This is a genomic window from Chloroherpetonaceae bacterium, assembly GCA_025056565.1.
GTDB lineage: Bacteria > Bacteroidota > Chlorobiia > Chlorobiales > Thermochlorobacteraceae > Thermochlorobacter.
In genome coordinates this window covers 76908-89030 of sequence record JANWWA010000006.1, presented here as the reverse complement: position 1 = coordinate 89030, position 12123 = coordinate 76908, and the positions used below count along the sequence as shown (strand labels likewise).

The 12123-nt window shown below is 48.4% G+C and carries 9 protein-coding genes; 6 read left to right on the top strand and 3 right to left on the bottom strand.

All coding sequences use genetic code 11. The annotated features are described in order from the left end of the window. Positions 1-24 precede the first annotated feature (24 nt). The 6 genes from NZM05_06495 to NZM05_06470 all read left to right on the top strand — a co-directional run bounded on the left by NZM05_06495 (position 25) and on the right by NZM05_06470 (position 10022). The gene (locus tag NZM05_06495) at positions 25-4128 is read left to right on the top strand and encodes a hypothetical protein (GenBank protein MCS7013263.1); all 4104 of its coding nucleotides are present in this window, start codon (positions 25-27) and stop codon (positions 4126-4128) included. Positions 4129-4138: 10 nt separating this feature from the next. After that, positions 4139-5167 carry a PorV/PorQ family protein gene (locus tag NZM05_06490; GenBank protein ID MCS7013262.1) on the top strand — a complete coding sequence of 343 codons (1029 nt, stop codon included), beginning with the start codon at positions 4139-4141 and terminating at the stop codon, positions 5165-5167. 90 nt (positions 5168-5257) lie between these two features. After that, positions 5258-6844 (top strand): T9SS type A sorting domain-containing protein, encoded by a 1587-nt coding sequence (locus tag NZM05_06485; protein MCS7013261.1) that lies wholly within the window; start codon positions 5258-5260, stop codon positions 6842-6844. A 64-nt stretch (positions 6845-6908) separates the two neighbouring features. After that, entirely contained in the window at positions 6909-8195 is a 1287-nt protein-coding gene (locus NZM05_06480) for an extracellular solute-binding protein (GenBank protein MCS7013260.1), read from the top strand. 4 nt (positions 8196-8199) lie between these two features. Further along, positions 8200-9159 carry a sugar ABC transporter permease gene (locus NZM05_06475; protein MCS7013259.1) on the top strand — a complete coding sequence of 320 codons (960 nt, stop codon included), beginning with the start codon at positions 8200-8202 and terminating at the stop codon, positions 9157-9159. Positions 9160-9410: 251 nt separating this feature from the next. Next, positions 9411-10022, top strand: a complete 612-nt coding sequence (locus NZM05_06470) for a carbohydrate ABC transporter permease (protein MCS7013258.1) — start codon at positions 9411-9413, stop codon at positions 10020-10022. A 3-nt stretch (positions 10023-10025) separates the two neighbouring features. On the opposite strand, the gene NZM05_06465 is transcribed toward NZM05_06470, so the two are convergent. The 3 genes from NZM05_06465 to recR all read right to left on the bottom strand — a co-directional run bounded on the left by NZM05_06465 (position 10026) and on the right by recR (position 12091). Continuing rightward, entirely contained in the window at positions 10026-10943 is a 918-nt protein-coding gene (locus tag NZM05_06465; protein ID MCS7013257.1) for a DUF5668 domain-containing protein, read from the bottom strand. A gap of 20 nt (positions 10944-10963) precedes the next feature. After that, complete coding sequence (locus tag NZM05_06460) at positions 10964-11407, bottom strand: PspC domain-containing protein (protein MCS7013256.1); 444 nt, start codon at positions 11405-11407, stop codon at positions 10964-10966. A 66-nt stretch (positions 11408-11473) separates the two neighbouring features. Then, the gene (recR, locus tag NZM05_06455) at positions 11474-12091 is read right to left on the bottom strand and encodes a recombination mediator RecR (protein ID MCS7013255.1); all 618 of its coding nucleotides are present in this window, start codon (positions 12089-12091) and stop codon (positions 11474-11476) included. Positions 12092-12123: the final 32 nt, after the last annotated feature.

Sequence of the window (12123 nt, the reverse complement as noted above, 5' to 3'; positions counted from 1 at the left end):
CATGCAAGAAAGCTGTAACTGACGATGAGAAACTCTTTCCCAGCTGCACACTGCGCCAAGCGTCTCCCATACCAACTGGTGTGGCTACTGGCCTTTTGGATACTTGCAGGCGAGAGCATAGACGCAATGGCACAGAACATTCCGCTCAATTTGCGCAGCAGTCGAGCCAATCGGCGTGTGGGATTGCACAATGGCAATCGCGTGCGCACAAAGTTCCAAAATGATGGTCTTATCGGTAGCAAAACTTTTATTGCGCCACTCTTGCCTACCTGTGCTTGGCCGGTTGATGAAAACGAATACATCTACGACCTGAACATCATTCTCGGCGTGGAGCGCGTCTTTCGCGATACTATCATTTACACCAACAACGATACCACTGCTCTGACAGGACGACGCCTGCGCGATAACCAGATTGTAACCATTCCGCGTGGCCGACTCAATACGACGATTCGCAACATTGTGGTAAATGGACAGCGAGCAGCAGATGTAACGGCTGTAGCGCGCTATGTTACGACGCATCAAGGACCGCGAGGAGGAGGATATCGTATCGTCAATGGTCAGTTCGAAGGCTTGCAGCCCGTTGAAGGATTTTTCAATCCCGCCGAAGAATTTCCTGCAATGAGCCACATTCCTTCCTCATGGCCTGACCGCTGGCCAGACCAACCGACTTGGATTAACCCAGCAACAGGCAAAGCGGATTGGAACGGCTACTTCGGGCGTGGAGTCTTCAATGCAGACCAAGAAAGTTACTTCGTCTTCGATGACGCTACAGACCGCCGCTGGTTTGAAGAGTTTGGCTTCCGTCCAACCTCTGACCCAAACCGCTACGGCGTAGGCTTCCAAGTTAAAGCACGTGGCTTACAATGGTCAAGTTTTCTTGCACAAGACAACATTTTCTGGCTCTACGAAATCAAAAACATTAGCGATTACGACTACGACAAGGTAGTGTTTGGCTCAGTAGTCGGTACAGCGGTTGGACGACAGTTTCAGCGCAATGTGTCTGTCTTTGACCAGAGTCGCTCGATTACCTACACATGGAACCCTGTCTCAGAAACTAACTTGCGTCCTGACCCAACAGCCGTCGATGGCGCATGGAATCGCAATTTTCCTGTAGGCTATGTAGGCGTGGCATTCTTAGAAAGCCCAGGCAATCCTTTCGATGGCATTGATAACGATGATGACTGGAACAAAATCGGTAGTGGGCCGTTTGCGATTCCTAATCGAGGGACACCAAGCCAATTTGCGGCAATTCCTGTTGGACAAATCTCGCCGACAGGCTACGACTTTTATGAATTTGTCGCAGATGTGCAGCGAGGTATTTTTCGTGGCGAAAACGCTCCGAGAGTGATCCGTGGCGGCGATATTCTTATCACGATTAATGATACCTTAATTCAAACCCCTGCACGCGTAGCAGCAGGTTATACAGAGCCATATACAGTCTCGTGGCGACGTGCCGTAACAATGCCGGCTTCGGGCAGCATTACCATTACCTCACAGGGCATTACGCGCACCATTTCGGTTGGCGATACATTGCGTGAAATCACAGGCGACCTGATTGATAACAACCTGAACGGTATCATTGACGAAGACTACCGCCTACACTTCCGCCGAACGCGCTTAGAAGCAGACATCGTAACGGGACGCTCACGCATCATTCTTTTGCCGCCCCTGCGCTTTATCAACTACATTCAACTGGCGCGCAATGGGGAGAATTTGAATGACCCCACACGCTTCCCAATGATTGATGAGCGGCGAGACGACGGTTTAGACAACAATGGAAATTGGACACTCTTGGACGATGTTGGCACCGATGGCAGGCCTGGCACAGGTGATAGAGGTGAAAACAACGCCACACCGACGACGGGCGAATCGGCATTTGATGCAACAGATGTGGTAGAAGCAGACCAGATTGGATTAACAAGCTACAAGTTTGACCTGTCTGCCTCGCCACAGATGGGCAACTCTGATGATCTCTGGCGTGTTACGACGCCCGGTGTCTTCGATACGCTGGACCTTGTGCCGAAAGATGGCGACTATACCTACGGCACAGGCTACTTTCCTTTGAAGCGCGGACAAACGGAACGGCTCTCCATTGCACTGGTCTTCGGTCAAACCGCCGATGAAATCTTGACCAATAAAGACATTGTGCAAGAGATTTATGACAATAACTACAACTTTGCTGGACCGCCGCGCCCTGCACCGCGTCTTTCTGCTATTCCAGGTGACCGGCGCGTTACACTCTATTGGACAAGCGAAGCCGAAGACTACTTTGATGTCTTCATCAACCGCCGCATTGTGGGAGCAGAAGGCACACGACGCGACCCAAGAGCCTTTACCTTCGAGGGATACAAAATCTACAAAAGCACAGACCCGCAGTTCAGCGATGCACGGGTGATTTCAGGCGGACAAGGCGAGCAGCGCTTTAGATTAGCGCCAATTGCACAGTTCGACAAAATCAACGGTGTTTTTGGATACTTCCCACTGGTGGGACGCGGTTTGTCAGAGCAATCGCGTGGTGTCGCATTCTATCTTGGCAAAGAAACAGGACTCACGCACACTTTCACCGATACCGATGTTGAGAACGGACGCACTTACTACTATGCGGTGGCAGCATATTCACGGGGCTACATTCCGTTTGATACGCTCTATCGCATCAGCCGTGATTCGGTCATCGTGGTGCCGAACCCTGCAGCCGCGATTCCACCGAGTGAAAATAGCATTGGTGGCTTTATTGACGGCCGTGGTCGATTGTTGCTTAGCCCCAACACTGTAGCGGTTACCCCACGTGCCGAGCAAGCGGGGCTGCGTAACAATAGCCCGTCATCTGATACCTTGCGACCCAGTGCACTAAATCGGGGTTCAGGTCGCGTGATTTATGACCTCATCAACCCACGCAAAATTGACCGAGATAGGCGCATTCAAGTAGAGTTCAGAGATACTAGCAACGACGGTATTGACAATGATGGCGATGGGTTACTTGATGCGGCTGACCCTGACGAAACACTTGAACCACGCACAAGTTTCTTTCGCGTGTTGGATATAACAAATCCCTCGCGTCCTGATACACTGCTTCGGCAGAGCGGTATTATCAACGGCGTCTTTCAGCGCTTCTTGGGGAACCCTGCACTGTATCAGCAAACGCAGGAAGGAGACCTTTTCTACCGCGCCACCGAAGAGACGGCACTAATTGACAAAATCGGCACATTCTTTACGATTGTCAATGTGCCAGAGACGCGGCTCGATCGTGCATTTTGGCGTGTGCCAGGCGTGCGCACGATTTTCGAAGATACTGTGCCGCGGCTCAATGCCTTTACTGCACAACTGCTTGCACCAAGCATTCGTGGCAGAGCGATTCGCAAACCTGCTGAATACGCTATCGTGATGCGTCCGGGGCGATCGAGCCCTGTGAACTTAATCGTCGATGGCGTCCTAACCTCGCTGCCTGCGCGCAACACGAATTTCCAAGTCATTAACCTACTGACTGGGCAACCCGAGCGGTTTTTCTTAGACCCTGCTACAGGCAGCGAAATTGGCGAATTTGGCGTCAATCTCAGTATCTGCGAGCAGCCAGAAGGTTCAGCAATCGATACACTCTTTTCATGGAACATCAACATCTCGCCAGCACGCTACTTCCCGAAGCCGGGTGATACGCTGTTTATTCGCACGAAGCGGCCTATCACAGCGGTTGACCGATTTACAGTCGAACTCAAAGCACAAACTGAAGACCCTGAGCGCGTAAAGAGTGCGTTAGACAATATCAAGGTATTCCCGAATCCTTACATTGTAACCAACACAGCCGAAGGCAATCTGGTGGGTGCCGATACGCGCGGACGCGCGGCACGAAAAATTTTCTTCAAGAATGTGCCGCTGCGCTCTACGATTCGCATCTACACCATTCGTGGCGAACTGATTCGCACGCTCTACGCCGATAACCCCGATGGCAATACCAGTTTCGGCAAGCGTGACCGAGAAAATGAAGGCGTTGGCACGTTTTCCTATCCAACCTCGCAAGTAGAGTGGGACTTGAAAACATCGGAGAATTTAGATGTCGCTTATGGCATCTATCTCTACCATGTCGATGCGCCCGGCATTGGCACAAAAACCGGCAAGTTCGCCGTTATCAAGTAAGGAGGAAAAAATGAAGCAGGGAATTTCAAAGTGGCTCATCATTCTAACGGCGGTTGGGCTGCCGTTCTGTGCAGCACAGGCGCAATCGAAATTTGGCACTACAGCCGCGCCATTTTTAGGTATTGGAATGGGAGCGCGAGCAACGGCACTTGGCGGTGCCTTTGTAGCACTGGCAGACGACATTTCTGCACTCTACTGGAATCCCGCAGGAATTGTGCGGAGCGATAAGATTCGCGTGGGTTTTACGCATACGCAGTGGCTCATTGGCACACAAATCAACTGGGCAGGTGCTACAGTCCCGGCAGGTATTGCAGGCAGTTTCGGCGTGGCAATTACAGCGCTAAACTATGGCAACTTTGAAGTGACGACCATCTCTAACCCAGATGGCACAGGCGAGACCTTTTCTGCCAGTGATTTTGCGGCTCAGCTCTCTTGGGGTAAAAGTCTCACAGACCGCTTCTCCGTTGGCATCACCTTGAAGTTTATCAATCAATCCATCTTCCGCACCGCAGCTAATGCCTTTGCACTCGATATCGGGTTCTACTACGATACGGGTCTTCTGCCAAATGGCTTAAAACTCGGTGCAAGCATCAGCAACTTTGGCACGCAAATGCGCTTGGACGGCGAAGGACTGACGGTGAACTATGACCAAACTGGCGGCACGCAGCGGGGCGTCAATAGCAATGTGCCTGCACGCCTACTCACCGATCAGTTTAACTTGCCACTCATTTACCGAATCGGCGTTAGTTACGATGTCTTGCGTGATGAGACCAATCGGTTCTCGTTTGCCTTAGATACTGCAATTCCGCTCGACAACGGGCAGACGCTGAATCTTGGCGGCGAATATGCGTGGAAAGATATTTTCTTTGTGCGCATCGGCTACAATGCACTCTTCGAGCGAGAAAGTGAAAAAGGCCTGACTTTTGGTGCAGGCCTGCGCTACCCGATTAGTACTGTTGTCCTGCGCTTTGACTACACTTATCAGACTTTTGGGCGACTAAATCCGCCACAGTGGTTCGCATTAAGTCTGGAATTTTGATAAATTTCAAAGTATACGAATTCGTTCTTTATTTGTTTAGTCAAACCAACGTTTGGCACTCTTTTTTAACTAAAACTTAATGGAGCAAATATGTTCAAGAGGTATCACTTGCTTTTACTGTTACTACTGCTGCTATCTTCCACCGATGTGTGGGCGCAGGCGCAAGATGTGGTGCGCTTTTCAGTGAATATCCGACGCTTAAGACAGACAGGTGAAATTCAAGCGGGCGACACGCTCTATGCACTCATTTTTTCAGGTGCAGGAGGTCGCTACTCGCAACCGGGTGACTCAACGCGCATTGGCGTGGTAAGTGCAAATGCAAACGACACTGTCTATACAGGGCCTTTCAGACCACTGGGTGCAGCAAACATCGGCACAATTACCTACAAGTTCACTTACCGCAACCTTGCCGCAGGTCGCCCACTGAGATTTGAGGATGGAGATGACCGCCGAGTTGAATTCCGTCAAGCTGCAGCAGAAACACTTACCGTTTCACGTTACTGGAACGATAACCCATCGCAAGGCTTTCCACGCCGCACTCGCCGTGTGATTTTCCGAGCCGATATGAGTGACCTTTTGGCGTCAGGCTTTGGTGCAGGCGATACGATTGGGGTTACAGGACCTTTCAGAGACTGGACAGGCACGCCACCCGCAATGCGCCGTGTGGGCTTGACTTCAACCTTCGTAGATACAATCAGCATCACTGCAGAAGAAAACAGCACTGTGGAGTGGAAGTTCAAAGCGTATAGTCCAACAGGTGGGCGCTTTACAAACGGTGGCTGGGAAATCGGGGAAAATCGTCGATTCAACTTCGGCACAGGCACTGCTGACCTCGACGCTACGCCAACGCCACTCAAGCCCGTGATTGCAATTCGCGTAAGCCGAAACTTCAATGTGCGTGTCGTGCTAGATACGCGCGGCCGGCGCACGCTGGGCGGCAGAAGCATTGATTCACTGCGTGCGGCGGGGGCGCTGCGTGGCGACCTAAACGGCTTGCGTTACGGTCTCTATATCGCTGGTGAGGGAGTCTTCGGAGCTTGGCCGAACTGGAACGATACCTCACTTTTGCGCAACTCGAACCCACCACCACCTGGTCAGGCTATTCCAGCCGCACAACGATTCATCTTCCTCGATTCCAGCCGCACTGAACCGCCAGGTGTCTTTGAGGCAGTGATTCCAGCAACTTCGACAGCATTTGGGCCATTCAAGTTTTCTATCTTCTACCGTGGCATCTTCGACGATCCATCACCAGCAAATGGACGTTTGGATAATGAAGGCTTGGTGGGGGCAGACTACTTAGTGAACTTCCCAGCAACAATTCCAGTCGGTTCAACAGCAACAGTGCGTGCAGTGTTTGCAGGCGGGAATGCATCACTTAGTGCCCCAGAGCGCGACCTGTCAGCGCCTGTTGCACGTCAGTATCGCTTAGAGCAAAATTATCCGAACCCGTTTAACCCAAGCACGACCATTCGCTTCTCCATTCCAACAGCGGAGAATGTGCAGCTGGATGTCTTTGACGTGTTAGGTCGCAAAGTCGCGACACTGGTTGACCAGCGCTTGGCAGCGGGCACATACACCGTGCAGTTCAACGCAACAAACCTCTCGAGTGGAATGTATTTCTACCGCATCAGCGCCGGCAACTTCAGGCAAACAATGAAGATGATGCTGGTGAAGTAATTGCTGCAAAATCGACAAGGCTCGGCATACTGCCGAGCCTTGTCTTTTAATATTTTTCCGCGGTATGAAGCAGCGCACGAAGCGAAGCGCAAGAATCTTAGAGTCAAAAAAATGGCTTTTAATTGTTGCTGCCTTACTTTGGGGCTGTGCAAATGAACGCGAAAAAGTGATTACGGTTTGGACGCAAATGAATCCCGGTGAGCGGAAGGTGTTAAGTGAAATGTTAGTAAAGTTCGCAGTGGAGCACCCTGATGGCAAATTACTTACAGAAAAAGGATACCGCTTTCGAGAGTTGTATTACGAGACGGAGCAACTTCGGACAAATTTTATGATTGCAGCGTTAGGTGGCTCAGGCCCAGATTTGGTCTACGGTCCAAGCGATATGGTAGGACCGTTTGTAAAGTTGGGGGTTATTCAACCGCTGGAAAACTTGTTTGAGCCAGCCTTTTTAGATAGTTTTATCACAAAGCCTATTCCTGCAAACACTTACTTAGATGGACATTTATACCAAATTGGTGACCAGATTGGTAACCACCTTTGCTTAGTGTATAACAAGGATTTAATTCCAACGCCCCCGAAAACGATGAATGAACTCATTGAGTGGGGGAAGACTTTCACGAAAGATCTCGACGGCGATGGAAAGCCTGACCAATACGCATTGGTATGGAACTACACCGAGCCGTATTTTTTTGTGCCGTTTCTTGGCGGATACGGTGGAATCGTAATGAATGAAAACGCCGAACCAAAATTAAATAGTGAAGCAACTGTGAGAGCGGCTCAGCTAATTAAAGATTTGCGAGACAAGCATAGAATTATTCCACAGGAATGCGATTACAACACAGCGAATACGCTATTCAGAGAAGGAAAAGCAGCAATGATTATCAACGGTCCTTGGGCGTGGGCAGGCTACAAAGAAGCGAGAATTAATTTCGGTGTGGCAAGAATACCGATGATTGATGAAACAGGAAAATACCCTGCACCGATGATTTCGCCACGAGGCTACAGTATTAATGTCAACACGAAAGGGGAAAAATTGGAAGCAACTTGCAAATTGTTAAGGTTTCTCTGCAGCCCAGAGGTGATGCTAGAATACACACGTCGAGCAGGCACTATTCCTGCGCGTGTGGAAGCCTACCGTGACCCTATCCTGCAGGAAGACGAAATTTTGCGAGGGTCGTTTGAACAACTAAGCGTTGGAGTGGCAATGCCTGTTGTGAGCGAAATGCGTGTAATCTGGGATTCAATGCGACCGGCTTATCAATCGGTTATTAATGGCAGCAAGTCGCCGACCGAAGCAGCTAAAGAAATGCAAGACTTAGCTGTCAAACTCATTAAAGAAATGAGAGAATAGTAGTATGCAAGTAGCCACGAAATTGGAGAGGACGAGCGTTGCACAGCAAAGTGCAACGACGCAAGATGGTCAGACGCACGAACCAGCAGGGAAGAAATTTAATCCTGTGCCTTACCTTTATGCGCTACCTGCTCTAATTGTGATGGCAGCGGTGGTGCTTTACCCATTTATTTACAATGTGGTGGTAAGCTTTAGCAATATGAACTTAGAGCATTTCCAAGATTGGCGCTTCAAAGGTTTTTCAAACTATATCAGTGTGCTGACCGATTCGAAGTTCTGGTGGTTTTTATTCAAAACAATACTTTGGACAGCAACAAATGTTTTCTTTCATGTAACAATCGGTGTATTTTTGGCGATTTTATTGGATAAAAATATTCGGGCAAAAAACCTGTTTCGTGTTATCTTGATTTTACCTTGGGCAGTGCCCCAATATATTACGGCGCTGAACTGGCGCGGTCTGTTTAATTCGGAATACGGTGCAGTAAATCAAGTGTTGGCAGTACTAGGGTTAGAGCGTGTGCAGTGGCTCAGCACCGAGTGGGGAGCATTTGCCGCTTGCTTAATTGCAAATATCTGGTTAGGGTTTCCGTTTATGATGGTAGTAGCACTAGGAGGCCTGCAGTCTATCCCTGATGCACTATATGAGGCTGCAGAGATCGATGGAGCGAACTGGTATCATAAGTTGCGACACATTACAATTCCGCTCCTAAAGCCAGTAATGATACCTGCTATCACACTAGGCACAATTTGGACTTTTAATAACTTCAACGTAGTGTGGCTAGTAAGCAATGGTGGTGAGCCATCTGACCAAACACACATTCTCGTAAGTTGGGTCTATAAGGTGGGTTTGAACTACTTCCGAATTGGTTATGCAGCTGCGTTTTCAATGATTATCTTTGTGATGCTGCTTGTGTTTAGTTGGAATTTCATTAAGAGAACAAAGGCAACGCAAAGCGTTTACTAAAACAAAAAGTTGGTTTGAAAATGAGAAATCCAAGAGATGTTTCACCAATCACAAAGATAGGAATTTACGCGATACTTGTTTTGTTTTGCCTTTTTTCACTCTTCCCAATTGTTGAAGTCTTCAAGATTTCACTAAGACCGAGTAATAACCTCTTTTCATCAAAGCTAGAGTTAATTCCAGAAGGCGCAACATTTCAGAACTATGTCGATATCTTTACAAAACATCCTTTTTTGAAGTGGGCATTTAATAGTATGTTGGTGTCGTTGGTGGTAACGCTGGTTTCAGTTGGACTGGCATCCACGGCTGGCTATGCATTTAGCCGATACAAGTTTATCGGGCGCGACCCTGCGATGATTTTACTGATTGCAACTCAAATGTTCCCTGTTACGATGCTGCTGCTGCCACTTTTCATCATGCTAATTAAGCTAGAAATTTATGATTCCTATTCAGGTTTAATTGTGGCTTACACAGCAACTGCACTGCCTTTTTGTGTCTGGCAAATGAAAGGATTTTATGATACCATTCCACGCAGCTTGGAAGAAGCGGCAAGAATTGACGGATGCACAGAAATCCAAACATTTTGGAAAATTATTTTTCCACTAGCAAAGCCAGCGCTGGCAATCACTGCACTCTTTTCCTTTATGACTGCTTGGAGCGAATATCTGGTAGCTGCTGTCTTGATCCAAGATCCCAGTTTATTTACGCTGCCGATGGGGCTAAAAGCCTTCCAAAGCGATTTAGAGGTAGCGTGGGGGCTGTATTCAGCAGCTGCTATCGTGGTAAGCGTGCCAGTCGTCGTGTTGTTTGTCAGCCTTTCGCGCTACCTCATCAGTGGCTTGACTTTGGGAAGCGTAAAGGAGTAAAACTTAGTAGCGATGAATGGAAATGCTCGAGACACCTGAATCAATATCAATGTAAATTTTCTTGGCACTGGACTCAAAATTCTCAGTGTAGTAGTCTCTGCCTTTTCGCATAAAGCCCTCAAAATCATGGCTCGCAAGTGCACCACGACTTTCAATCTTGCAACCAACGCTTTTGGGAAGAGAGATATCCAGCGACGCAGCGCCAGCGTCAATTCGAACAAAAAGCTCCTTTGCTAAATCGCCTAACTTTAAATCTACTGATGAAGCACCAGCACCAATACTAAGTTTCTCGACTTTCAATTTACTAAGGTCAAAATCAACAGAGGAAGCGCCTGCATCAAGTTCTAACTCCCAGATTGGGTTGGGATTAAGTTGAAGTGTAACACGGTTTTTCAGGGAAATCCCCCAGCCAAAAGAAACGGACTCGGGTTTGATTTTAAGTGATAGTTCATCGTATCCTTGATGGCGCTCTCGCTTCAAGGCATAATCTCCAAAGTTCGTATAGGCTTCTGCAAGGATAAGATAGCCAGTGGTAGTGTCAGCAAGTGTGTATTCACCAACACCGGCATCAATTTTGAGCTTGACGCGCTGAGTGGTGGAGTCGAAATCTTCGGAGAGAAAGTAAGATTTTGCAGATTTTGGAAATCCAGAAATTTCCGTAACTCGAGATTTCCAAAAACCTTTGAAATTGAAGATGGAAGACCAGAGGACAAGTGCCAGCACGGCGGCAGCGCCACCTGTCAAAATACCTTTGAGCAGTTGGTTCTCAATCAGCAAGCTGCCACCAATGAGAATTAGGATCACTGCCCAGTATCGAGATGCATATCCAAGTTCAAGTGGAAAAAGGTCGAGGTTACGTAGAAAAAAGATAATGCCAGATACAACTAAAAATGAACCCAGAAAAATCTTACGCTGCTTCATAGTTCGTTAAAGTGAGTTAATTACTGGAGCGACTGAGAATCTGATTTTGAAAAAGCCTGCCAGAGAAGCACGCCACCGATGGCAATTAAAACAAGTGGCACCGCATATTCTGGAATAAGTCTATCAAGCAAAATTAAAATCCCGAGCACAATTAGAATAATACCTGCAATGGTAGTACGCTGCTTTCTTTTTGCTTCCAGCTCCCGAGGTGAAGGTGTAAGAACTGAGCTGACTACACCAGTCGTGACTGTGCCTGTGCTTTCGGTCGAATTGGCAAGAAGTGAAGGGCGCTTCGGCATAATAATCCAGAGCACGAGGTAGAGAAGCAAGCCAAGACCACTGAGAAAAGCAAGAAGCACAAACAGGACGCGGGTAAAGACAGGGTCAACATCGAAGTATTCGCCGATACCCGCAGCGACGCCGCCAATAATGCGGTCTTCCGAAGAGCGGTAGAGCCTTTTCATTGCTGAAAGAGATTGGTTCAACTAAAGAGTAGCAAGCTATGCGATAAAGCACAAAGAAAGTTGCACTCAAGGTTTAATCTCAGAACGGCCCTCCAGTGCGCGTGTAAGTGTCGCTTCATCAGTGTATTCCAGCTCACTGCCGATTGGCACGCCACGAGCAATTCTGGAGAGCCGCACTTTCAAAGGTGAGAGCAATTTCGTAAGATAAAGCACCGTGGTTTCACCTTCTACCGTAGGGTTCAAGGCTAAAATCACTTCGGCGTTTTCAAGGTTCATTGTGGATAGGCGCGCCAGTAGCTCCTTGATTTTAAGGTCGTCAGGCCCGATGCCTTCCAGTGGCGAAATCGTGCCATGAAGCACGTGGTAAAGACCATTATACTGATTCGTTTTCTCAAAAGCAATCACATCGCTAGGCGACTCTACCACGCAAATGAGCGAGCGATTGCGCTTCGGGCTGGAGCAAATCGGGCAAGGGTCTTGGTGTGCATCTGTCATATTTTGACAGACCGAGCAGTAAATCACTTGCTCTTTGGCAGCCATCAGAGCTTTTGCAAGCAGTTCAACATTCTCTTTTTTTTCGCGCAAAATGTGCAGGGCCAGTCGTTGCGCCGTCTTCCGTCCAATGCCCGGCAACTTGGCAAATTCTTCAATGAGCGTTTCAATCGCTTGTGAAGTATATCGCATAGTGTTGGGCTGAATTGATGGTTGTGCTACCT